A 20,789-nucleotide genomic window follows, 5' to 3' on the forward strand; every position below is an offset into this window, starting at 1 on the left:
GGGCGTTCCGCGCGGGCGCGCTCACCCCGTGCTTCCGGTCCCCTCGATCGCGTCGAGGTCCTCGATCACGTCCTGCAGCGGCACCCGCCCGCCGGCGAGCATCCGGGCGTCGGCCCGGCGCAGCGCGGCGGCCAGCGGGGCGGCCCACCGGTTCTCGTAGAGCAGGACGAGGGCGGAGTTGCCGGGGTCGAGCAGGGAGCCCGCCTCGGCCACGTCGTCGTCGCCGAGCAGGCCGGACGAGGCGCCCTCGAACACGGCGAGGTCCAGTTGTCCGTCGCCGTCGAGGTCGGCGACTTCGACGACCAGGACCGTGCCGTCGGTGTCCTTGCGCAGGAACGTCAGGTCGAGGATGCGGATGATGCCGCGGTCGACCAGGTCGACCAGCAGCGGCATTCCCTCGCCGGTCAGTCGGCTGCCGGGGAAGGAGATCACCAGGTAGTCGATCGGGCCGAGTTCGTCCAGGTCTTGGTTTTCCGTGCTCACGGCGGCTCCCGGGGAAGAGCGGGCGGCCGACTACGCGGCCGGCCGGGGCGGGGCCGGCGTCTTCGCAGCCGACCGGCTCCTCGTCCACGCTAGCCCTTGCCGTCGACCTCCGCCCTTCCGGGCCGCTACGGAGCGTGACGCCCCGGTGGGTGTGCCCGGCTCCGGTCGGGCGCGGTCGGCGTCACGGGTGGACCGGCCCGCAGGGCCCGGACGGGCGCAACAGGACCTCGCTGCCGATCGGGGTGAACCCGCAGGCGAGGAAGGCGCGCAGGGAGCGGGCGTTGCCGGGCGAGACGGCGGCGAACACCGGCTCGCCGGCCGGGACGAGGGTGAGCGCGTCGGCGATCAGCGAGCGTCCGAGGCCGGGCCGTCCGCTCTCCTCGGGCCGGTGCAGTTCGATGCTCAACTCCCGTCGCCCGGCGAGGCCTTGGGCGAGGGTGACCAGTCCGCGCCGGTCGCCGTACACGCCGACGTCCGTGCGCAGCTCCCGGGCGTGCCGCACCCGGTCGTGGCCGTCCAGGCCGTCCAGCGGCCCCAGTTGCGCGGGGCCACCGGCGCCGCGGGCGACCAGGGTCGCGTCGAGGCAGCCGATCCACCCGCCGGGGCCGGCCAGGTACCGCAGGAAGTCGGGTGCCATCGACTCCCCGTACCCGTCGGGTCCCTGGGCCCGCACCTCGGCCGCCGGCCGCGCGGTGGCCACCACCGCGTGCCCGGTGAACGCCACCGCGGCCACGAGTCCGCCCGCGAGCGCGGGCAGCACCGTCACCCCGCCGTCCACCGGCGGGAACGCGCCGTCGGCCGCGTCCAGGAAGTGCCCCAGCAGCGGATGCGAATCGCCCATCCTTCGACCACCGTCCGTCGGTTGTGGATCGTCGCCGGCCGGCCGGCCGGTGATGTCGGGGCCCGGGCTCAGGTCGAGTCCCGCACCACCAGCTGCGTTTCGAGGATGATCATGGGTCGGCTCACCGTCTCGCCGTTGATCCGGGCGATCAGCAGGCGCGCCATCTCCCGCCCCATCTTCTCCAACGGCTGGTGCACGGAGGTCAGCGGCGGATCGGTGTGGAGGGCGATCGGCGAGTTGTCGAACCCGACGAGGGCGACGTCCTCGGGCACGGTGCGCCCCTGTGCCTTCAGGACGCGCAGGGCGCCGATCGCCATGTTGTCCGAGGCCGCGAAGACGGCGTCGATCTCCCGGTCGAGCAGCAGCAGTTCTTCCATCGCGAGGGCGCCGGAGTCGGCGGAGAAGTCGCCGTGGGCGACCAGTCCGGCGCCCAGCGAGGCGTCGGCGAGCGCGTCCTGATAGCCCTGCAGCCGCTGCACCCCCGCGCGCATGTCCTGCGGGCCGGTGATGGTGGCGATCCGGGTCCTCCCCTGCTTCACCAGGTGCCGCACCGCCCGCCGCGCGCCGTCGCGGTTGTTCACGTCCACGCAGTACGTCGGGTCGAAGCCGGTGGGGGCTCCGGCGACCACCGTCGGGATCCCGCTCTCCTCCAGGAGCCGGGGCATCGGGTCGTCGCCGTGCAGCGAGGTCAGCAGCACACCGTCGACGTGCTGGGCCGTCAGGTAGTGCAGCAGTTGGTCCTTCTCCGGCTCCGACTGCGCGATGGCCAGCAGCAGTTGCAGGCCGGTGCTGGCCAGTCCCCGCTTGATGCCGCTCATCAGGCCGGAGAAGTACGGCTCGTCCCAGACCGTGTCCTCGGAGACGGCCATCACCAGGGCGACCGTGTCGGTGCGGCGCCGCACCAGCCCTCGGGCCAGGCTGTTGGGCACGTAGCTCAGTTCGTCGATCGCCCGCAGCACCGCCTCCCGGGACTTGGCGCTGACCTTCGACGAGCCGTTGATCACGCGGGAAGCAGTGCCGCGGCCGACGCCCGCGTGCGCGGCAACGGACTCCAAGGTCGGTCGTTGGCCCATAGTGGCATCCCCCTCTTGCCGAGAAAACCTCTGCTGTCGTCACCCGCCCCACAGGGGTGGTGACATGCCCGTCCGTGCAGGCTACCCGCTCCGCGGCATCGGCGGCCGAGCAGTCAGCATGTTCAACGCCGCACCGGCGACGGGGCGTTCGGAGCGTCCTGCGGGCAGGCGACGCCGGTTGTCGGGCCCGGTCGGCCGAGTTGGGACGCGGCGAACCTCACCGCCTCGGCGAACTCGTCCGCCACCCCCGCGAACGCGCCTACCGGCTCCCCCGGCCAGCCCAACTGCGCGTACCCCTGCGCGCCGTCCGCCACTGCTTCGGCTTCTTCGGTTCACGCAGCCGCCCGGCCCGTACCGCCGCTCCACCCACCCGACCTCGCAGAGATCATTTCGCTGAGAAACCTCAGTGCTCGGCGGCGTTGCGGAACTGGAGGGCGAGAGTCGACACCTGATGGATGTCGATGGCACCGGAAGCCATCACGGTGCCGTCAGTGCCGGCGTCCTCCCAGTGGCAGATGACGACGTTGCCGCTTGTGGTGTGGCCGCAGCGCATCAGCCCGCCGAGCGGGCCGGGGTCGACGTCCTTCGCGTCCTCGACCTTGGCGCCGGCGAAGAAGTTGACGAAGAGCCATTCCAGGGAGTGCTCAGACTTCTCGGCGGCGCCTTCCGGATCCCACGCGGCCGTCGATGCGGAGAACACGACACTGGGCTGCGTCCCGCCCGGAGCCTTCGAGTAGTACCAGAGATGTTCGGACGCCCTGCCCTTCGTCTTCGCGGCGAGCTGGGCCGCAGCTTCACCGGTGATGAGGTGATAGCCGGCGACGGTGTCGGGCGCGTCGACGGTCCGGTTGGTCGGCCCGGTCTCAGCCGCCGCCCCGTAGGGGGTTTCACTTCTCAGGTCCAGGACGAACTTCGCTATGAAGGAGGCGCAGATCACGACCGTGGCCAGAGCCAGCAGCATCTGGCGCTTCTTCCGCAGCGCGGTGACCCGGGGCAGGTCCTCCGGCATCAGGGCGACCGGATTGCGCCACCTTCGGGTGAGCACCCAGACGACGATGATGCCGACGGCCAGCACGGCGGCCAAGCCGAGGGCTTGTCCTTGCAGGAATGCGGTGGAATGGGTGTCGATGGCGAGAAGCATGCGCGGCACCCTAACGGTCACTCACATGCCGGCTACGGAGTTGCTGCCGGGCGATCACCGTGAAACAGGACGAACCGCCGACGAATGAAGGCGAATTCGTTATGCGCCGATCGACGCTGAAACGTGTATGCAGCGTGGCCCACGGTCCGTAGCGCTCGGGCACGTCTCGCCAGGCCGTCCCGGTTCGGAGCGTCCACACGATCCCGTTCAGGATCATGCGGTCGTCCAGCCGCGCCACGCCAGTGTCGTTGACGACCGTTCCAAGAGCCAATCCGGATCGAACGCCCTTGCTTTCGTTGATATGTGACGGACAGTCGGATCACTGCGGATGACGGTTCGTCACGGTCCGTCCGAGGTGCGACGCCGCGATCCCCCGGGGAAGTCGCCGGTCGAACACCGCCACGTTTGTCATCTACGCCTCCTACCAAGGGAGTTCACTCAACCGGCCGTGCCGCACCACCCACCGGCTCGGGCGGCGCGCGGCGGCGCACCCGGACGGCCGCACGCCGGGACGCGGTAGTACGTACCACCCGATCGGCCGAGTTGGGGCACGCTCGCATCGATCGCGCCGGTCTCGGGCCGCCATCATCGTGCCGGTACCCGAACCACCGCGTCCGCCACCGGCCATGAGCGGTGACGGTGCCTCCCGCATGGTCGCTCGAAAAGGAACACGCACGATGAACTTCCACAGCCTGGCCCGCCGCGCCCAGTCGATCGCCGCCGCGCTCGTACTCGCCGCCGGGGCCTTCACCGGCGCCTCCCCCGCCCACGCGACCGACTGCGGCCCGGACGCGCAGCTGCGCCCCGTCTCGACCACGGCAGGAACGGGCAGTTGGTCGTCGCCCCACGGGCACCCGCTGGCAGGCCTCTCCGGGGGCGCGTCCGGCGGCCCGACGGCCCACGACATCGCCGCTCGGCAGCACCGCTGACCGCCGGCCGGAACGAACCCGCGCTCGGCCCACGCGCGTTGGGACGCGACGCTGTCGTGGCAGGCGACCGCCGGCACGGTCGGGAGCGGCAGTCGCCCCGGCCCCCGGCCCCGGCCCGCTCCGCGACGCGGTGGCCGACGCGGCCGGTACCGTCCCCCTGGTCGGCCGCACTCGGCAACAAGCACGTAGAAGGCGCAACTGCCCTTCTCTGCTCGGCCAGTGCGGCTCCGGACCCGTCGGCGAACCGGTCGGAGATCGAGCTGGCGAAGCAGCTGCGGTCGGCCGGCTCGAAGACCAGGGCCGCCGGGACATGGTCGGGCATCGACCGAACCCCCAGCCTCGTCGCAAGCCGGGGTCGCCCGGGTTCCCATCGCCGGGGCAGCCGAGAACCGTCGGCGCTCTCGGCAGCCGGCTCGTCGAGGGCGGTCGCGCGTCGCGGCTCCGCCGCCGGCTCGGACGCCGGGCCCGCTATGCAGGCCGTGGGACCGGGTGGCGGGCCAGCAGGTCGCCGATCAGCCGGCCGTCGAACCAGATGCCGATGTGCCGCCTCGGCGGGGGTGGGTCGTCGCGGTCGAGTTCGGCGCGCAGCGGGCCGGGGACGTGGACGGCAGAGCGCAGGGGTGGGAAGGCGAGGTACCGCCAGATCGCGAGGTCGAGCGGGATGCCGGTGACGCCGGACGGGGTGGGCCAGGGCCGGCCGGTCTGCGGGTGGCAGGGCACGAGGGCGAGCTCGGAGTGACGGTTCGTCAGGGGGCGGCCCGGGCCGTGCAGGGCGCAGCGCTTCGCCGTCCCGGCGGTACCAGGCCGGTGGCGGCGCAGGCCGCGGTCGAGGAGGGCCGCGGCCGTGTCGTCCTCGAACACCACGGGCGAGCCCTCGGCGGCGAGGATCAGGGCGGCCAGGGTGACGCTCGCCTCCTGCTCGTAGCGGTAGCGCCAGCGGCCGTTCGCGTCGAGCGGCGGGACGGCGTGGCGGTCGTGGAGCAGATCCGTCCAGTCGGCGACGGGCAGCGCCGGACCGGCGGGGACCGTGCGTATCGCGTCCGGCTCCAGCCAGACGGCCTGCCAGAGCGAGCAGTCGTCCACCCGCGCGCCCACCGGGTGTCCGCAGTGGGCGCAGGCGAGGTTGGGGCCGTCCTGGCCGGTGACGCCGCAGCAGTAGCCCTCGTAGCGACCGGGGATCGTCATGGTGCCGATGTCGTCCCCGGGTGCCAGCAGGATGCGCCCGGGCGCGCCGTCGGACAGCCGGCGGTCCGGATCGGATCGGCGGGGTGGGTAGCCGCGGGCCTCGGCCAGTTCCTCCCAGGGCCTGTCCGGTCGATCTTGTCGGATCAGCGCGCGTCGTCGGGCGCCCGGCTGGGAGTGCCGCCGGAACGTCCTCGTACTGGGCGTACTTGGATGTTTCGGCGGTGCTTCCAGCCGGGATGATCCGGCGGCGCGCGCCCGGCAAGATCGGCCGGACAGGCCCTGGGGCCGCCAGGGCGGGCCGGACGGATCCGGGTCGGCGGCGTAGCTCCCGGACTCCATCAGGGCCGGCAGGGGCACGCCGTTGCCCACCTGGTGATGGGCGTAGACCGGGAACCGGACGCGGCCGACCGGCCGGGTGAGTGCGGTCGCGCAGTGCGCGCACGCGAAGAGCTCCAATGGGCACCCTCCTTCGACGACCCGCGCAAGGTCGCACACCGACCGCTGCGACCGCAAAGGGTTTCCGACGCCCTGTCAAGGCCGCGCCGAGGCCGCCGTGTTCAGCCCTGTTCGCGCAGCGCCTCGTCGACCTGGCGGCGCTCGTAGCCGATCCGCACGATGTCGAAGGCGGCGGGCCGCGGCCGCTGCTCCGGCGGCAGCGCGAGGTGGGCGTCGACCTGCTGCCGGTCGTAGCCGCGCCGCACCAGGTCGAACGCGGCCGGCGACTCCTCAACGGACTTGGCGGCGGCGGGAGTTCGACGCCGCCACCAGCGGGTGCGGTGTTCCTCGGTCATGGCGGCGGTCCTCCCCCGTCGGCGCTTCCTCCCTGGATGCTATCCGGCGCGCCGCGCGGCTCCGTGTCGCTCCCTCGCCAGGGGGCCAGCGGTGCCGGACCGGGGCTTCCCGGCCCGCACTGCCGGGTGCGTCACGGTCGGGGCCGGGGGCGTCATTCCACGCCTGCACGCCACCCGACCGGGGGAAACCGCTCAGAAAGGTCGCATACGAATCCGATGGAGGGCGCAGGGGACACCACTCACGAACGGAGCCACCCGACGCGTCGGATCAGCACCGCACTCACCGTCTTGGCCGCCACGGCCGCCACCCTCCTGCCCACCTCCGCCGGGGCGGCCGACCTCGGCCGCCCCGGGGTCGCCGCGGACCCGAACCCGAACTTCGCCGTCGACCGCGCCACCGCCGGCGGCGGCGTGCAGCAGACCGAGAGCTGGCTCTTCAAGCCCGCCCCGAGCACCGACGGCCGTAGCGTCTCCGCGACCCACCGCACCAGCTACCGCGGCTGTACGGGCAGTGCGAAAAGCACGCTGAACCAGAACGCGCCGGTCACCTGGAACTCCAGCTGCACGGACCCTTTCCCGGACTCCACCACCGAGACGGTCACCTACACCTGGGACACCGGCGACACCACCACGGTGAACTTCGACAAGGTGGCGGTGACCAAGGAGGCCGGCGGCAACGTGATCCGCTTCCGGATGCAGAGCACGGGCACCGTCACGGCGGGCAGCGGCGCCGGCAAGGCCGTCACCCGCAACACGCTCTTCGACCCGGTCGGCAGCGGGTGCGACAAGGACTCCACCGAAGTGTTCGGCGTCACCGCCGACTTCACCATCGGCTGAGCACCCTCGGCGCCGGGGGCCCGGGCGGGGGGGGGGACCCCCCCCGCGCCCGCGGCGGCCCCCCAGGGACCCACAAAGGCACCCCCGGGCCCCACAAGGCCCCCCCCGGGGGGGGGGGCCGGGGGGGGGGGCGCCCCCCGCGCTGGCCCCCGGCGGCGCCCACCTTGGCACACACATGGCACCGCGTGGCACCAAGTGGCACCGCGCGGCACCGGCCCGATCCGCCCGCCACCATCGCACGCCGCACCCATCCCCGCAGGTCAGGGTGGTCCACCCCGTACCTCCAACTACCGGCCCCCACAGGGGACTTGTCGTGGCATCAAAGTGATGCCACGATGGAGCCATGGACCTCACCCCGTATGTCGACAACCTCCGCCGCGAGTTGGCGGTGGCCGCCGAGGCCGGCGGGCCTGATGCCCGCGCTCTGGCCGAGCGGCTGACCGCCTCGCTGGAGTCGGCGACCCGGCTGACCATGCTCCATGTGCTCTCCGCCGCGATGGCCGAGGTCACCCGCGAGCTGGCCCCGGGTTCGGTCGATGTCCGACTGCGCGGCCTGGACCCGGACTTCGTGGTGACCGCACCGCTCCCCGAGCCCACCGCCCCCGAGCCCGCCCCCGCCACTGCACATGCCACTGCGCATGCCACTGCGCCCGCCGACCTGTCCGCCGCCGAGGACGACGGCGGGACGGCCCGGATCAACCTGCGGCTGCCGGCCCAGTTGAAGGCGCGCGCCGAGGAGGCCGCCGCCCGCGAGGGGCTGTCGGTCAACGCGTGGCTGGTGCGGGCGGTGGCGTCCGCCGTCGAGGGCGGCGCCCGTCCGCGCGGGCCGGTGGAGCGCTCGCAGACGTTCGGCCAGAGTTTCACCGGCTGGGTCCGCTGAGCCCGCGCCGCCACCTCAACTCCCAAGACTCCCACGACTCCCACGACTGCCGCGACTGCCGAAGCTCCACAGACCCCCAAGGACGGTACTGCCATGCCTTCGTTCGACACCCCCGAGCCGATCTCGCTGAACGCCCAGGTGTCCGCGGGCTCGGTGCACGTCGTCGCGACCGACCGCACCGACACCGTGGTCGAGGCCCGGCCGCGCGACCCGGAGCGCGAGGCGGACGTGCGCGCCGCCGAGCAGACCGCGATCGACTTCGCGGGCGGCGTGCTGACCGTCCGCACCCCCAAGCAGCGTCACCTGCTGGGGCGGACCGGCGTGGTGGACGTGTCCGTCGAGCTGCCGGCCGGCTCCCGGCTGGAGGCCGGCGGCGCGTGGGCGCAGGTGCTCGGCGAGGGGCGGCTCGGCGAGGTGCGGGTGAAGACCGCGTCCGGGGACATCCGGCTGGACCGCACCGGGCCGTTGCAGCTGACGGCCGCGCACGGGTCGATCACCGTCGACGAGGTGCAGGGCCGGGCGGAGATCACCACGAGTTCGGGCGCCGTCCGGGTGGGGCTGCTGGACGGCCCGGCGGTGGTGAAGAACTCCTACGGCAGCACCACCGTCGCGGTCGCCACCGGCGACCTGCAGGTGAGCGGCGCCAATGGCGACATCACGGTCGAACGGGCCGCGGCCTCGGTCCGCGCCAGCACCGCCCGGGGCACTCTGCTGGTCGGCGAAGTCGCTCGCGGCAGCGTGCAGTTGGAGAGCGGCTTCGGCGCGATCGAGGTCGGCGTCCGGGCCGGCACGGCAGCCTGGCTGGACGTCAGCGCGCAGCGCGGGCAGGTCCGCAACTCGCTGACCGACACGGACGCGCCGGAGCGGCACGAGGAGACCGTCGAGGTCCGCGCCCGCACCCGCTTCGGCAACATCGACATCCGCCGCGCCCGCTCCTGACGAGCCGTCACCACCGTCAGCACCATCAGCTAAGGCACCACCACCGCATCCGGTCCACCCAGGGGGGACACATGCCCACGTTTGTCATGCCCACACCCAGAAGGCTCCGGGAGGAGCCCCCGCGCCCGGCCGTCACCGCCGTCGGCCTGCGCAAGTCGCACGGCGGCCGGACCGTCCTCGACGGCATCGACCTCGCCATCCCCGCCGGGACGGTGTTCGCCCTGCTCGGGCCGAACGGCGCGGGCAAGACCACCACGGTCGAGATCCTCACCACCCTGGTGTCCGCGGACGGCGGCCAGGCGCAGATCGCCGGCCACGACCTGCGCACCGACCCGGACGGCGTGCGCTCGGCGATCGGGGTCACCGGACAGTTCGCCGCCGTGGACGACCTGCTCACCGCCGAGGAGAACCTCCGCCTGATGGCCGACCTGCTGCACCTCCCCCGCCCCCAAGGACGTGTCCGCGTACGGGAGTTGCTGGAGCGCTTCGACATCGCGGAGGCGGCCGGCCGGCGCGCCGCGACCTTCTCGGGCGGGATGCGCCGCAGGCTCGACCTGGCGATGACGCTGGTCGGCGCCCCGGAGGTGATCTTCCTGGACGAGCCGACCACGGGCCTCGACCCGCGCAGCCGCCGCACCATGTGGAAGACCGTGCGCGGCCTGGTCGCGGGCGGCACCACGGTCTTCCTGACCACCCAGTACCTGGAGGAGGCCGACCAGCTCGCCGACCGCATCGCCGTCCTGGACGGCGGCCGGATCGTCGCCGAGGGCACCCCCGACGAGCTGAAGGCCCGCATCCCCGGCAGCCACGTCCGCCTGCGCTTCGCCGACCCGGCCGCGTTCGGGCGCGCCTGCGCCGCGTTCCCGGGCGCGAGCCGCGACGAGGAGAACCTCGCGCTGCGCATCGCCGGCGACGCCGGACTGGACGCCCTGCGCGCCCTGATCGACCGGCTGGACGCGGCCGGCGTCCCCGCCGCCGACTTCTCGGTGCACACCCCGGACCTCGACGACGTCTTCTTCGCGCTGACCGGCAGCGCCGCATCCCGCCACCACGCCGAGGAGACCCCGCGATGAGCAGCACCCTCGCCCTGACCGCGCACGACTCGCTGACCATGCTGCGTCGCAACCTCAAGCACGCCGCCCGCTACCCGGCGCTCACCTTCAGCCAGGCGATGACGCCGATCATGATGCTGCTGCTGTTCGTCTACGCCTTCGGCGACTCGATCGGCGCGGGCCTCGGCGGCGGGCGCGACGCGTACCTGTCCTACCTGACGCCCGGCATCCTGGTGATGGGCGTGGCGGGCGGCTCGATGTCCACCTCGGTGGCGATCTGCTCCGACCTGACGGGCGGCATCGTCAACCGCTTCCGCACCATGAACATCGCCCGGTCCTCGTTCCTGACCGGCCATGTGGTCGGCAGTGTCCTCCAGACCTTGGTCGGCGTCGTGCTGGTGGTCGCGGTGGCGCTGGCGGTCGGGTTCCGCTCGGACGCGGGCGCGCTGGAGTGGCTGGCGGCGGTCGGGCTGTTGACGGCGGTCGCGGTCGCGGTGACCTGGCTGTCGGCGGCGCTCGGGCTGCTCTCGAAGACGGTGGAGTCGGCCAGCAACAAGCCGCTGCTGATCCAGTTCCTGCCGTTCCTGGGTTCGGCGTTCGTGCCGGCCGACTCGATGGCGCCGGGACTGCGCCTGTTCGCCGAGTACCAGCCGTTCACCCCGGTGACGGAGACGCTGCGCGGCCTGCTGTCGGGCTCGGCGATCGGCTCCGCCGGCTGGGTGTCGCTGGCCTGGTGCGCGGGCATCGGCGTACTCGGGCACGCCTGGTCGCGGCGGCTGTTCGACCGCGCCGGCCGGCGCTGAGCGGTTCCGGGGGCCCGGCGATCCGTCGGGCCCCCGGTGGCGTGCGGCGTCAGTTCACCGGGGCGTTGACGCGTTCGATCTGCTTGGTGCCGCTGCGGGTGCGGTAGGAGCGGGCCCACTTGGCGGTGGCGTCGGGCCTGGTGCGGTCGGACAGGACGTAGTAGTCCATCTGCGCCCGCTCGGCGGTGATGTCGAGGACGCCGTAGCCGTGCGAGTCCAGGTCGGTCCACTTGACGTGCCGGTTGGCGGCCTGGATCGCGGCGACGGCCACCAGGGAGAGCGTCTGCGGGGCGACCTTCAGGATGTCGTCGATGTTGTCGGAGCTGACCGAGGTGACCACGAACTCGGTGGCGGCGCTGCCGGACGCCGGGTAGGTCGCGGCCTCGAAGGGCACGTCGCAGGCCCAGGCGGAGTGGATGTCGCCGGTGAGGAACACCGTGTTGGTGATGCGGTGGTCCTTCAGGTGGCCGAGCAGTTCGCGCCGGTCGTGGGTGTAGCCGTCCCACTGGTCGACGTTGACGGCCAGGCCCTCGCCGGGCAGGCCGAGCAGCTGGGCGAGCGGGCGCAGCAGGTAGTCGGGGAGGGCGAGGAACGCGACGGGCGAGATCATCACCTCGTTGCCGACCAGCCGCCAGGTGGTGTCGGAGGCGGCCAGTCCGGCCTTCAGCCAGTCGAGTTGGGCCCGGCCGGTGATCGTGCGGTCGGCGGAGTCGACGTCGCCGTTGCCGATGCCGGCCTGCTGGGAGCGGAACGAGCGCAGGTCGAGCAGGTGCAGGTCGGCGAGCTTGCCGTAGCGCAGCCGCCGGTAGGTGGTGCCGGCGATGGACGGGCGGACGGGCATCCACTCGAAGTAGGCCTGCTTGGCGGCGGCGACCCGGGCGCTCCAGTCGCCCTCGGCGCCGGGGGTGTGGTTCTCGGCGCCGCCGGACCAGGCGTCGTTGGCGAACTCGTGGTCGTCCCAGATCGCGACGGTGGGGACGGCGGCGTGCAGCGCCTGGAGGTCCTGGTCGGTCTTGTAACGGCCGTGCCGGGTGCGGTAGTCGGCGAGCGTGACGATCTCGTTGGCGGGGGCGTGCGGGCGCACCACGGTGCCGCGGGTGCCGTACGCGCCGGAGGCGTACTCGTAGATGTAGTCGCCGAGGAAGAGGAAGACGTCCAGGTCGCCGCGGGCGGCCAGGTGGCGGTAGGCGGAGAAGTAGCCGGCCTCCCAGTTGGCGCAGGACGCGACGCCCAGGCGCAGCCGGTCGACGGCGGCGTCGGTGGCGGGGGCGGTGCGGGTGCGGCCGACGGGCGAGACGGCGCTGCCGGCCAGGAAGCGGTACCAGTAGGCGGTGTCGGGGCGCAGGCCGCGAACGTCGGCCTTGACGGTGTGGTCGGTGGCGGCGGTGGTGGTGACGGTGCCGGTGGCGACGACGGCGGTGAAGGCGCGGTCGGTGGCGAGCTGCCACTGCACGGCGGTGTCGGGTCCGAGTCCGGAGCCGGGGACGGCGGCGGCGCCGGGGGTGACCCGGGTCCACAGCAGGATGCCGTCGGGCAGCGGGTCGCCGGACGCGACGCCGTGCAGGAACTGGGCCGGCTCGGCGGCGGCCGCGCTGCCGTGGGCGGCGGCGAGCGGCAGGGCGAGAGCCCCGGCGGTGAGGGCGGCCGCCTGGATGACCTGGCGGCGCGCGGGGCGGGCGGTGGGCGCGGGAGCGGTGGGTTCGGTCACACCACAGGAGAATTACCGACCGGTAATGCCTTGTCCAGACCGCGAGTTGACTATTCGTCAACGCTTCACCACGATATCGCCAAGACATTCGGATCGGCTGCGAACCATCAGGTCGCAGGTGCGCAGCCATGGGGGTCGGCCGGTGGCCGGGGACGACGAGACATCAGCCGGAGCAGGATGCGCGGCGGACCCGGGCCGCACCCGTCCGAGCTGCTGGTGGCTGCTGGCTTGCCTGCCGGCGGCCTGGACGGGCAGCGGGGAACTGGTCCTGGCGGCCTTCGGCTACCCGGCCCCGTGCGTCCACACCCCGGCGAGCGCCTTTGCCGACGCCTTCACGCTCCTCCCCCACCTGCTGTTCGCCTTTCTCCTCCTCGCGCTGATGATCGGCGTCGCCCTGCTGCTGCCCGAACGCGGCCGGAGCCGCTGGTGGCTCCTGTTGTCGCTGCTGGTCGCCGCGCTGGTCCACATGACCGTCCGGATCCAACTCCTCCAGGGCCCGGCGGAGTTCTGCTGACTTCCCGCTACAGCGTCCCGGCCTCCGGCCAGTGCGACCAGTGTGTGGTGGGCGGCAGGACGGGCCGGCACCGGGCCGGGTCGGCGTGCGCCAGCACCTCGGCGAACAGCCGCGCGACACCCCGGACAGTTGCGGCACCGGTGGACCACGCCCTCCGGACTCCGCCGCCCTGTCGGGGGGTGGTGGGTCAGCAGCCGGCCAGGACGTTGGTGAGGGCCGTCTTCTCCGCGCTGTCGACGGAGAGGTTGTAGTAGTACTTCACCTGCACCCAGGCGCGGACGTAGGTGCAGCGGTAGGAGGTGACCGGCGGCAGCCACTCGGCCGGGTCCTTGTCGCCCTTGGAGCGGTTGGTACTGGCGCTGACGGCGAGCAGCTGGGGGCGGGTGACGTCGTTGGCGAAGGCCTGGCGCTGGGCGGTGGTCCACGCGGAGGCGCCGGAGTCCCAGGCCTCGGCGAGCGGGACTATGTGGTCGATGTCCAGGCCGGAGGCGGCGGTGATGGTGACGCCGTCGTACGGGGAGACCCAGGTGCCGGAGGTGGCGGCGCAACTGGCGTCGGTGACCACGTTCGAGCCGTCGCGCTTGAGGACGGTCTCCCGGGTGTTGCAGGTGCCGGAGATGGTGATCCAGGTCGGGAAGAGGTCGCGGTTGTAGCCGGTGCGGTCCTCGGCCTTGACGGTGAGCTGGCCGAGGTAGCTGCGGGCGGTGGCGGCGGAGATCGGGGTGGGGAGCGCGGCCTGGGCGTTGCCGGCGCTCGCGGTGACGACTCCGGCGGTGAGGGCGGCGGTGGCGGCGAGGGTGGCGAAGCGGCGGAGGAAACGGTTCGTCACGACGGGGAGCTCCTGGACTCGGTGCTGGGGCAGGGGGGTTGCGGTGCCGAGTCAGCGTGGCAGGCCTGGGTCTATGCGGGTAGATCCCCGGTCGTGAAAATTGCATTGCCGTCTGGTAGCCATATCCGTCCGCGATGTGAAGGTTCATCATCAATCGGGCGGCGTCCGGACCCGGCGTCCAGGTCCGGCGTCCGGATCCAGCGCCCAGGTTCGGCGTCCGGGTTCAGCGTCCGCGCGCCGCCGGCCAGCGGTCGAGCGGGAGCGGGCCCCGGGAGCGGATGGTGCGGATCGCGAACGTGGACCGGGCGTCCCGGACCGGGCCGATCGCCAGGATCTCGTCCAGCAGCACCAGTTCGTAGGTGGCCAGGTCCGGCACCGCGATCTCGACCAGGAAGTCGGCCTCGCCGGAGACCACATGGCAGGCGACCACGGCGGGGATCTCGGTCAGCGCCTGCTCGATCTGCCGCGACGTCTCCCGCGAGTGCTGCTCGACCCGCAGCGAGACGAACACCGTCAGCCCCAACCCGACGCGCTCCCGGTCGAGTTCGGCCCGGTACCCGGCGATCACCCCGTCCGCCTCCAGGGCCTTGGTGCGGCGCAGCGCGGAGGACGGGGAGAGCCGGACGGCCTCGGCGAGATCGACGTTGGCGGTGCGGCCGTGGCGCTGGAGGTGCTCCAGGATGGCACGGTCGATGCGGTCGTACTGCTGGCTCGGCATGCCGTGCACCCTAGTGGCCCCGGAGCGGTGGATTCTGCCGTTCCGGGCATCGGGTGCGGCGATATTCGCCAGCGAGTGCCGCGCGATCGGGGCCACAATCGCCGCATGACCGAGAAGATCACCGAAAGCCGTCCCCACCTGTCCACCGCCGGGGCGTCCGCGCTGTACATCGGGGCCCTGCTGGGCCCGAGCCTGCTGCTGCTCCCGGGGCTGGCGGCCCGCGCCGCCGGTCCCGCCTCGCTGCTCGTCTGGCTGGCCCTGCTGGTGCTGTCCGGGCTGATAGCCGCCGTGTTCTGCGCGTTGGGCACACGGCTCGGCTCGACCGGCGGCATCGCCGGGTACACCGCCGCCGGTCTCGGCGAGCGGGCCGGGCGGGCGGCCGCCTGGTGCTTCCTGGCGGGCGTGGTGGCGGGCGCGCCGGTGGTCTGCCTGATCGGCGGCAGCTACGCGGCGGCGGCGCTCGGCGCGGGAGAGTCGACGGCGATCCGCGCGGCGCTGGTGCTGCTGGGCCTGGTGCTGGCGGTCCGACTGCTGGGGGTGCGCACCGGAGCGGGGCTCCAACTCGCGCTGGTGTCGGTGCTGGTGGCGCTGGTGCTGTTCGCGGTCCTCGGCTCCGCGCCGCACTCGCGGGCCGCGAACTGGACGCCGTTCCTGCCGCACGGCTGGGCGGGCGTGGCGAGCGCCGCGCCGCCGCTGATGTTCGCGTTCGTCGGCTGGGAGGCCGCGGCCTCGCTCACCACCCGGCTGCGCGACCCGCGCCGGCAGCTGCGCCGGGTGGTGCTGATCGCCTTCGTGGTGACGTCGCTGCTCTGCCTCGGCCTGGCCGCGGCCACCGTCGCGGTGCTCGGCCCCGGCGCGGGCGGCGCCGTCCCGCTGGCCGACCTGCTGAGCGCGGCGATCGGCGACAGCGGCCGAATCCTGGCCGCCGGCGCGGCACTTGTGCTCACCCTCGCCGCCACCAACACCTACCTGACGGGCGCCGCCGAACTCCTTGAGGCCCTGCTGCCGCCCACCCCCGCCCCGAGCCGCCGCGGCTCCTACGCGGTCCTGGCCACCACCGCCCTGACCGGCGGCCCCCTGATCGCCCTGGTCGGCTCCGGCGTCCTGACCACCTCCCAGCTGGTCGCCGTCCCGACCGCCCTGTTCCTCTCCGTCTACGTCGCCTGCACCGCCGCCGCGGCCCGCATCCTGACCGGCCTCCCCCGGCTCGCCGCCCTCGTCTGCTGCCCGGCTGTCCTCGCCCTCACCCTCGGCACCGGCTGGCCCGTCCTCGCCGTCGCCGCAGTCGCCCTCGCGGCCGCCTTCACCGGCCGCCGCACGACCGCCCCCGCACGCGAGGAAGTACCGCTGCCCACACCCGAGTTGGACGCCCGCTGACCGCCCGCCGGGACGCCGCCGCGAGGCGCCGGCGTCCCACGTCGCGCGGTGCAGCAGGATCACGGACTAGAGCTTGATCCAGTAGCGCCGCAGAGGGCCGTGTTCGGTGTCCTGTACGCCTTCGAGGACGCCGCTGTGGCGCTCGATCGTCTTCACCGAGGCGAGGTTGTCGACTTCGCAGACGATCAGCACCTGGTCCAGGCCGAGCACCCGCGCCTCGTCGAGTGTCCGGCCCAGTGCCCAGGTGGCCAGTCCGCGTCCGCGGGAGGACGGCCGGATGCCGTAGCCGATGTGGCCGGACCGCAGCACCCGGTCGTTGAGCCCGTGCCGCAGCGCGATCCCGCCGTGCACCCGGTCGCCCTCGACGATCCATCGGTACGTACAGCCCCGCCCGGTCGCGACCGCTTCCGGACCCGAATCCTCGGCCAGCAGTGCCACCCAGGCCGCGAACCCGTCCGGCGAGTCGACCTCGTCCGACGGCCCCAGCCCGAATCCGTCCTCGTGGAGACCGGGACCCCACTCGGCATGCGCGTCGAGCCAGGCGGAGTGCAGACGGGTGGTGGGCGCGATGAGTTCAGGCATACGGCGACGATACCGACTTGGACGCCTGCGGGGCCGCCAGTCGGAGGAGTTGCCGGCGTCGCGGTTGATGCCGGAGGAGATCGTCCGCGTGGGTGGGGTGGTGTCGAACTGACGCCCCGGCCTCGTGCGGGTATTCCGGCTCGGGCGGTGGGTGGTTCACCGCCTCGTGGGGTTTGGGCGGGGACGGGTGTCGGGCCGGGTGGCGAGGGCCGGAGGATCGGGCAATGGACCCTGCCCCAAGCGCGTTCCCGCCGTTCCCGCGCCCATCGTGGCCGCCACCGCACTCCCACTGCCCGAGCCCCTCGCCCAGCCCGTCGCCCAGCCCGTCGCCCAGCCCGTCGCTCACGCCCCCGCCGACCCCGACCCTCACCCCGGCACCCGCACCGTCCGCGACCCCGTCGGCGACCCTGACGACGGCCGCCCCGGCGCCGCCGGCCGTCGCCTCGCCGCGTCATTCCCCGTCTCCGGCACGGAAGGCGGCCTCGCACGCACCCGCCCCGGCCGCCGCCGCACCCCCGCCGGAGCCCTCGCGTCCCGCCCCCGCCGCCCCGACGACCGCCGCCGTCCCGACGACCGTCGCCGCCGCGCCGCCGGCAGCAGCCGTGCCGGTGCACTCGGCGGCGATCGAGCCGTCGGTGTGGGCGACCGTGGTGGTCCTCACCGTCCTGCTGCCGGCGGCGCTCGCCGCGTTGGCCGGGCAGCATCTCGCGTTCTCCAGGAGGAGCCGATGAATCCCTCTCCGCTGCTCGGCGCACTGTCCGCGATGACGCTCGCCGTCGGCGCGCTCGCGATGGCGCACCGGATGCGCCCGAGGACGCCGGAGGGCGAGCCGCCCCCGGATCCGCATCCCGCGCTGGGCGCGATCGGCTCGGGGCTGCTGTCCGGGTTCACCCTGCTGACGGGGTTCCTGATCGCCACCGGCTGGGCCGCTCACAGCACGGGCATCGTCCCGCCGGACGGCCTGTACCTGGCGGACCTGGCGGCGGGCGCCGCGGTGCTGCTGTACCCGTCGCTCGCGGGGCTGCCGTTCACGCCGCGGTACGTGACGGCGGTGTGCCTGTTCGGGCTGCTGGTCGGCTATGTGATGGTGACGGCCGTTCAACTCCGGCCCTGAGCAACGGTGTTCGCCCCGCCGCCGCACCGGGTGGGGTGGGGCGGCGGGGCCGGGGAGGGGCGCGTCAGGACGTGGTGCAGGCCGACCCGTTCACGGTGAACGCGCTCGGGGCGCTGTTGTTGCTGCCGTACGTGCCCTGGAATCCGAACGCGGTGGACGCGCCGGCCGCCAGAGTGCCGTTGTAGCCCTGGTCGGTGGCGGTGACGGCGGCCCCGCTCTGGGCGACGGTGGCGTTCCAGGCGCTGGTGATCTTCTGGTCGCCGGGGAACGTCCAGGCGAGCTTCCAGCCGGAGATGGTGGTGCTGCCGGTGTTCTTCACCGTGATGTCGGCGGTGAAGCCCCCGCTCCACGAGTTGGCCCGGTACGCGACCGAGCACGACGCCCCACCGCTCGGCGGCTGCGACGTCGGCGGCTGCGACGTGGGCGGCTGGGAGGTCGGAGGCTGCGACGTCGGCGGCTGCGAGCTCGGCGGGCTGCTCGGGTCGGGCGCGTTCGCCGCCAGCTGGTAGGCGATGTCGGGGACGAACGTCCCGGCGGTCGCCGCGCAGCCGTCCGCCTCGCCCGGGGGCTTGATCCACAGGAAGGCGTCGATCGCGCTGTCCCCGGTGCTGGCCGTCGGGTAGCTGCCGATGGCCCGCCCGGACGGGTCGCACCAGACGCTGCCGGCGGGGCCGTTGCCGTTGCGGCTGGTGTCGACGACGGCGTGCAGGTTGCCGGGGTTGCCGAGCGCGGAGAGCACGTTGCGGGCGAACGCGGTCTCGCCCGAGGTGGTGTTGAAGTTGGAGACGTTGGTGAAGAAGCCGTCGGCGTTCAGCACGCCCGCGCCGCGCAGCCGGCTCGCCTGCTCGCTCGCGGAGTTCCAGGTGGAGTGCCCGCCGTCCAGGTACACCTTGGCGTTGGGGCCGGCGGCGCGGATGGCGGTGACGGCGCGCGACAGGGAGGCGAAGCGGTCGCTCTGCTGCTGGGCGTTGAGACACGTGGTGAGCGCGATCGAGTCCGGTTCGAGGATCACGATGGAGCGCGAACTGCCCAGTCCTGCCGCGAACTTGGCGGCCCAGGCGTCGTACGAGGCGAGGTCGGGCGCGCCGCCGGCGGACGCGCCGCCGCAGTCCCGGTTGGGGATCGCGTAGGCGACCAGCACCGGCGTCTGTCCGGCCTGCTCGGCGGCCGCCGTGACCGCGCGGACGTCCGAAGTGACGGTCGTGGGGCGGTAGTTGCTGAACCAGATGCCCTGCGGCTGGCTGGCGATCCGCTTGGAGATCACCGGCGTGCGGGAGTCGCCCGGGTTGGCGGCCACCCACTTGACGGCCTGCGAGGCCGGGTCCCGGTAGAACTGGGTGCCGGCGGGCAGGCTGCCCTGCACGGCGGCGTCGGCGCCACCGTTCAGGCCGACGACCAGTCCGACCGCGACGGTCGTGGCGGCGAGCGCGAGCGCGGCCGCCCGCCGGGAGGGGCGGCCTGCGGGGTGCGGTGGGACGGTGCTGCGCCGGCGGGGGTCGGGGGTGTGCACGGTGTCCTCCGGGGGTGCTCTCGGGTGGGAGAGGATGGACGCCCGCCCTGGCGGGGGCGGGCCGACCTGCGCCGCAGCGGGGAACGGAACGTGGGAGCGCTCCCGCAGCGGCTCGGCCGATGGTAGCGGCCGCCCGCCCTCCGACGGCAGGCCGCACCCACCGCCGACTCCCCTCGCGCCGCCCGCCGTTGACGCCTTCTCCCCCACCCCGACCTGCGCCCTTCCCGTCGCCCGGGGCCTTCGCGTCCCCGCAGGCCCGCCTGTAACTTTCTGTCGCACCGGCAGTCGCGCCGCGTACGGTGGACCCGTCAGGTGCGGACACACCGGGGAGGCGGACGATGCGCACAGCGGGGCGGGCGGTCGGGAGCGTGGCACTGGCGGCGCTGATCTGGGCGGCGGCGTACTTCGGGATACGCGAACTGGCCGCGTTCTCCTACCGGTTCAGCCTCCAGCTGGTCGCCCCCGCCGTGCTGATCACCGCCCTGATCCTGCTCCTCGCCGCCTGGTCGTCCCACCGGGACGACCCCACCGGCTGGATGGTCGTCCTGTCCGTCCTCGCCGTCGTCATGCTGATCGCCCACGGCCACCTGCTGGACGTCCGGGCGCTGCGCGACCACGGCCTGGAACAGCACGCCCGCGTCACCCGCGTCACCACCGAGTTCGACGCCAACAACTCCAGCTACCCGCGCCTCGCCCTGGAGGCCCTGGACGGCCCGCCCATCACCGCCACCGTCGACGGCAACCTGGGCTCCTCCTTCCGCGTCGGCCAGACCGTCACCGTCACCACCGACCCGGTCGGCCACGTCGGCCCGCAACTCGGCACCCTCCCGAGCGCCGCCAACCAGCGCTGGACGATCTGGATCGACGACACGACCGGCGCGCTGATGGTCGTGCCGCTCACCGGCTGGGCGATCGGCCGCATCCGCAAGCACCTCGCCACCGCGTGGAAGTCGCCTGCGGCAGCTCAGAGTTGACGATGCGTCAGCGGTTCAGGTCGAGCAGGGCGGCCATCGCGGCGAGCACGGACGGGGCGACCCGGTAGTACACCCAGGTTCCGCGTCGTTCCGAGCTGAGCAGGCCGGCCTCGCGCAGCTTCTTCAGGTGGTGGGAGACCGTGGGCTGGGAGACGCCGACGTCCTGGATGTCGCACACGCAGGCCTCGCCGCCCTCGTGCGAGGCGACCTTCGAGAACAGCCGCAACCGCACCGGATCGCCGAGCGCCTTGAACATCGCCGCCATCCGCACCGCGTCCGCCTCGGACAGCTCCGCCGACACCAGCGGCGGACAGCACGGCGCGCCCTCCGGCTCGGCCGTCGACAGCCCGACCATCGGCAGCTCGACCATCCGCAGCTCGGCCCTTGAATTCGACATGCATCAATATTGACATCTGTCGAACCAGTGGGCAAGGTCGAAGACACCAGCACATCGACATGTGTCGAATCAGGCGACTCGGCCCCGGAGCCGCAGCGCCCGGCACGAAGGG

The 20,789-nt window shown here is 73.4% G+C and carries 24 protein-coding genes and 1 pseudogene; 11 read left to right on the top strand and 14 right to left on the bottom strand.

Features of this window, described 5'->3' with window-relative positions; all coding sequences use genetic code 11:
- Positions 1-21: 21 nt before the first annotated feature.
- The 5 genes and pseudogenes from ACFV4P_RS12000 to ACFV4P_RS12020 all read right to left on the bottom strand — a co-directional run.
- Positions 22-483: a DUF6325 family protein gene (locus ACFV4P_RS12000; protein WP_241844612.1), complete on the bottom strand. Its 462-nt coding sequence runs from the start codon at positions 481-483 to the stop codon at positions 22-24.
- A 181-nt stretch (positions 484-664) separates the two neighbouring features.
- Entirely contained in the window at positions 665-1,324 is a 660-nt protein-coding gene (locus tag ACFV4P_RS12005) for a hypothetical protein (RefSeq protein ID WP_380470006.1), read from the bottom strand.
- 68 nt (positions 1,325-1,392) lie between these two features.
- On the bottom strand, positions 1,393-2,397 hold the full coding sequence (locus ACFV4P_RS12010; RefSeq protein ID WP_380470008.1) for a LacI family DNA-binding transcriptional regulator: 1,005 nt from the start codon (positions 2,395-2,397) through the stop codon (positions 1,393-1,395).
- 403 nt (positions 2,398-2,800) lie between these two features.
- Complete coding sequence (locus tag ACFV4P_RS12015) at positions 2,801-3,538, bottom strand: hypothetical protein (protein WP_380470010.1); 738 nt, start codon at positions 3,536-3,538, stop codon at positions 2,801-2,803.
- A gap of 118 nt (positions 3,539-3,656) precedes the next feature.
- Positions 3,657-3,779, bottom strand: a pseudogene (locus ACFV4P_RS12020) (transposase); the annotation flags it as partial.
- A gap of 436 nt (positions 3,780-4,215) precedes the next feature.
- Between ACFV4P_RS12020 and ACFV4P_RS12025 the strand changes: the two are divergent.
- Positions 4,216-4,467, top strand: a complete 252-nt coding sequence (locus ACFV4P_RS12025; protein WP_380470012.1) for a hypothetical protein — start codon at positions 4,216-4,218, stop codon at positions 4,465-4,467.
- Positions 4,468-4,935: 468 nt separating this feature from the next.
- Here ACFV4P_RS12025 and ACFV4P_RS12030 read toward each other — a convergent pair whose 3' ends face one another.
- Together ACFV4P_RS12030 and ACFV4P_RS12035 are read right to left on the bottom strand one after the other, a co-directional pair.
- Positions 4,936-5,652, bottom strand: coding sequence for a hypothetical protein (locus ACFV4P_RS12030; RefSeq protein ID WP_380470014.1), 717 nt, complete (start codon positions 5,650-5,652; stop codon positions 4,936-4,938).
- A gap of 557 nt (positions 5,653-6,209) precedes the next feature.
- A complete protein-coding gene (locus ACFV4P_RS12035; RefSeq protein ID WP_380470016.1) occupies positions 6,210-6,443 on the bottom strand; it encodes a hypothetical protein in 234 nt (77 codons plus the stop codon).
- A gap of 288 nt (positions 6,444-6,731) precedes the next feature.
- Here ACFV4P_RS12035 and ACFV4P_RS12040 point away from each other — a divergent pair, with 288 nt between their 5' ends.
- The 5 genes from ACFV4P_RS12040 to ACFV4P_RS12060 all read left to right on the top strand — a co-directional run bounded on the left by ACFV4P_RS12040 (position 6,732) and on the right by ACFV4P_RS12060 (position 10,954).
- Positions 6,732-7,280 (top strand): hypothetical protein, encoded by a 549-nt coding sequence (locus tag ACFV4P_RS12040; protein WP_380470019.1) that lies wholly within the window; start codon positions 6,732-6,734, stop codon positions 7,278-7,280.
- 343 nt (positions 7,281-7,623) lie between these two features.
- The gene (locus ACFV4P_RS12045) at positions 7,624-8,160 is read left to right on the top strand and encodes a toxin-antitoxin system HicB family antitoxin (protein ID WP_380470020.1); all 537 of its coding nucleotides are present in this window, start codon (positions 7,624-7,626) and stop codon (positions 8,158-8,160) included.
- 93 nt (positions 8,161-8,253) lie between these two features.
- Positions 8,254-9,099, top strand: coding sequence for a DUF4097 domain-containing protein (locus tag ACFV4P_RS12050; RefSeq protein WP_380470022.1), 846 nt, complete (start codon positions 8,254-8,256; stop codon positions 9,097-9,099).
- Positions 9,100-9,185: 86 nt separating this feature from the next.
- On the top strand, positions 9,186-10,172 hold the full coding sequence (locus ACFV4P_RS12055; RefSeq protein WP_380470749.1) for an ATP-binding cassette domain-containing protein: 987 nt from the start codon (positions 9,186-9,188) through the stop codon (positions 10,170-10,172).
- Positions 10,169-10,954, top strand: a complete 786-nt coding sequence (locus ACFV4P_RS12060; protein WP_380470025.1) for an ABC transporter permease — start codon at positions 10,169-10,171, stop codon at positions 10,952-10,954. Before ACFV4P_RS12055 ends, ACFV4P_RS12060 begins: the two co-directional genes overlap by 4 nt.
- Before the next feature lie 49 nt (positions 10,955-11,003).
- Here ACFV4P_RS12060 and ACFV4P_RS12065 read toward each other — a convergent pair whose 3' ends face one another.
- Positions 11,004-12,662, bottom strand: coding sequence for an alkaline phosphatase D family protein (locus ACFV4P_RS12065; RefSeq protein WP_380470027.1), 1,659 nt, complete (start codon positions 12,660-12,662; stop codon positions 11,004-11,006).
- A 142-nt stretch (positions 12,663-12,804) separates the two neighbouring features.
- Here ACFV4P_RS12065 and ACFV4P_RS12070 point away from each other — a divergent pair, with 142 nt between their 5' ends.
- Complete coding sequence (locus ACFV4P_RS12070; RefSeq protein ID WP_380470029.1) at positions 12,805-13,176, top strand: hypothetical protein; 372 nt, start codon at positions 12,805-12,807, stop codon at positions 13,174-13,176.
- A 7-nt stretch (positions 13,177-13,183) separates the two neighbouring features.
- Here ACFV4P_RS12070 and ACFV4P_RS12075 read toward each other — a convergent pair whose 3' ends face one another.
- The 3 genes from ACFV4P_RS12075 to ACFV4P_RS12085 form a co-directional block, all read right to left on the bottom strand.
- The gene (locus ACFV4P_RS12075; protein ID WP_380470031.1) at positions 13,184-13,273 is read right to left on the bottom strand and encodes a hypothetical protein; all 90 of its coding nucleotides are present in this window, start codon (positions 13,271-13,273) and stop codon (positions 13,184-13,186) included.
- 90 nt (positions 13,274-13,363) lie between these two features.
- Complete coding sequence (locus ACFV4P_RS12080) at positions 13,364-14,005, bottom strand: HNH endonuclease family protein (protein WP_380470034.1); 642 nt, start codon at positions 14,003-14,005, stop codon at positions 13,364-13,366.
- Positions 14,006-14,228: 223 nt separating this feature from the next.
- Positions 14,229-14,723 carry an Lrp/AsnC family transcriptional regulator gene (locus ACFV4P_RS12085; RefSeq protein ID WP_073816252.1) on the bottom strand — a complete coding sequence of 165 codons (495 nt, stop codon included), beginning with the start codon at positions 14,721-14,723 and terminating at the stop codon, positions 14,229-14,231.
- Positions 14,724-14,828: 105 nt separating this feature from the next.
- Between ACFV4P_RS12085 and ACFV4P_RS12090 the strand changes: the two genes are divergently transcribed.
- Complete coding sequence (locus ACFV4P_RS12090; protein WP_380470037.1) at positions 14,829-16,100, top strand: APC family permease; 1,272 nt, start codon at positions 14,829-14,831, stop codon at positions 16,098-16,100.
- 66 nt (positions 16,101-16,166) lie between these two features.
- On the opposite strand, the gene ACFV4P_RS12095 is transcribed toward ACFV4P_RS12090, so the two are convergent.
- Positions 16,167-16,682, bottom strand: a complete 516-nt coding sequence (locus tag ACFV4P_RS12095) for a GNAT family N-acetyltransferase (protein WP_380470039.1) — start codon at positions 16,680-16,682, stop codon at positions 16,167-16,169.
- Positions 16,683-16,906: 224 nt separating this feature from the next.
- Here ACFV4P_RS12095 and ACFV4P_RS12100 point away from each other — a divergent pair, with 224 nt between their 5' ends.
- A complete protein-coding gene (locus ACFV4P_RS12100; RefSeq protein ID WP_380470042.1) occupies positions 16,907-17,413 on the top strand; it encodes a hypothetical protein in 507 nt (168 codons plus the stop codon).
- Positions 17,410-17,796 (top strand): hypothetical protein, encoded by a 387-nt coding sequence (locus ACFV4P_RS12105; protein WP_380470043.1) that lies wholly within the window; start codon positions 17,410-17,412, stop codon positions 17,794-17,796. The genes ACFV4P_RS12100 and ACFV4P_RS12105 overlap by 4 nt, the downstream gene beginning before the upstream one ends.
- 64 nt (positions 17,797-17,860) lie before the next feature.
- On the opposite strand, the gene ACFV4P_RS12110 is transcribed toward ACFV4P_RS12105, so the two are convergent.
- Entirely contained in the window at positions 17,861-19,306 is a 1,446-nt protein-coding gene (locus ACFV4P_RS12110; protein WP_380470046.1) for a glycoside hydrolase family 6 protein, read from the bottom strand.
- A gap of 338 nt (positions 19,307-19,644) precedes the next feature.
- Between ACFV4P_RS12110 and ACFV4P_RS12115 the strand changes: the two genes are divergently transcribed.
- Positions 19,645-20,280 carry a hypothetical protein gene (locus ACFV4P_RS12115; protein WP_380470048.1) on the top strand — a complete coding sequence of 212 codons (636 nt, stop codon included), beginning with the start codon at positions 19,645-19,647 and terminating at the stop codon, positions 20,278-20,280.
- A gap of 7 nt (positions 20,281-20,287) precedes the next feature.
- On the opposite strand, the gene ACFV4P_RS12120 is transcribed toward ACFV4P_RS12115, so the two are convergent.
- Positions 20,288-20,677 carry an ArsR/SmtB family transcription factor gene (locus tag ACFV4P_RS12120; protein WP_380470050.1) on the bottom strand — a complete coding sequence of 130 codons (390 nt, stop codon included), beginning with the start codon at positions 20,675-20,677 and terminating at the stop codon, positions 20,288-20,290.
- Positions 20,678-20,789: the final 112 nt, after the last annotated feature.

Source organism: Kitasatospora sp. NPDC059795 (assembly GCF_042732175.1).
Lineage (GTDB): Bacteria > Actinomycetota > Actinomycetes > Streptomycetales > Streptomycetaceae > Kitasatospora.

Excerpts from the sequence above, each read along its gene's own strand:
- ACFV4P_RS12005 (WP_380470006.1), bottom strand. The coding sequence starts at position 1,324 with ATGGGCGATTCGCATCCGCTGCTGGGGCACTTCCTGGACGCGGCCGAC.
- ACFV4P_RS12010 (WP_380470008.1), bottom strand. The coding sequence starts at position 2,397 with ATGGGCCAACGACCGACCTTGGAGTCCGTTGCCGCGCACGCGGGCGTC.
- ACFV4P_RS12015 (WP_380470010.1), bottom strand. The coding sequence starts at position 3,538 with ATGCTTCTCGCCATCGACACCCATTCCACCGCATTCCTGCAAGGACAA.
- ACFV4P_RS12025 (WP_380470012.1), top strand. The coding sequence starts at position 4,216 with ATGAACTTCCACAGCCTGGCCCGCCGCGCCCAGTCGATCGCCGCCGCG.
- ACFV4P_RS12030 (WP_380470014.1), bottom strand. The coding sequence starts at position 5,652 with ATGACGATCCCCGGTCGCTACGAGGGCTACTGCTGCGGCGTCACCGGC.
- ACFV4P_RS12035 (WP_380470016.1), bottom strand. The coding sequence starts at position 6,443 with ATGACCGAGGAACACCGCACCCGCTGGTGGCGGCGTCGAACTCCCGCC.
- ACFV4P_RS12045 (WP_380470020.1), top strand. The coding sequence starts at position 7,624 with ATGGACCTCACCCCGTATGTCGACAACCTCCGCCGCGAGTTGGCGGTG.
- ACFV4P_RS12050 (WP_380470022.1), top strand. The coding sequence starts at position 8,254 with ATGCCTTCGTTCGACACCCCCGAGCCGATCTCGCTGAACGCCCAGGTG.
- ACFV4P_RS12055 (WP_380470749.1), top strand. The coding sequence starts at position 9,186 with ATGCCCACACCCAGAAGGCTCCGGGAGGAGCCCCCGCGCCCGGCCGTC.
- ACFV4P_RS12060 (WP_380470025.1), top strand. The coding sequence starts at position 10,169 with ATGAGCAGCACCCTCGCCCTGACCGCGCACGACTCGCTGACCATGCTG.
- ACFV4P_RS12085 (WP_073816252.1), bottom strand. The coding sequence starts at position 14,723 with ATGCCGAGCCAGCAGTACGACCGCATCGACCGTGCCATCCTGGAGCAC.
- ACFV4P_RS12090 (WP_380470037.1), top strand. The coding sequence starts at position 14,829 with ATGACCGAGAAGATCACCGAAAGCCGTCCCCACCTGTCCACCGCCGGG.
- ACFV4P_RS12095 (WP_380470039.1), bottom strand. The coding sequence starts at position 16,682 with ATGCCTGAACTCATCGCGCCCACCACCCGTCTGCACTCCGCCTGGCTC.
- ACFV4P_RS12100 (WP_380470042.1), top strand. The coding sequence starts at position 16,907 with ATGGACCCTGCCCCAAGCGCGTTCCCGCCGTTCCCGCGCCCATCGTGG.
- ACFV4P_RS12105 (WP_380470043.1), top strand. The coding sequence starts at position 17,410 with ATGAATCCCTCTCCGCTGCTCGGCGCACTGTCCGCGATGACGCTCGCC.
- ACFV4P_RS12115 (WP_380470048.1), top strand. The coding sequence starts at position 19,645 with ATGCGCACAGCGGGGCGGGCGGTCGGGAGCGTGGCACTGGCGGCGCTG.
- ACFV4P_RS12120 (WP_380470050.1), bottom strand. The coding sequence starts at position 20,677 with ATGTCGAATTCAAGGGCCGAGCTGCGGATGGTCGAGCTGCCGATGGTC.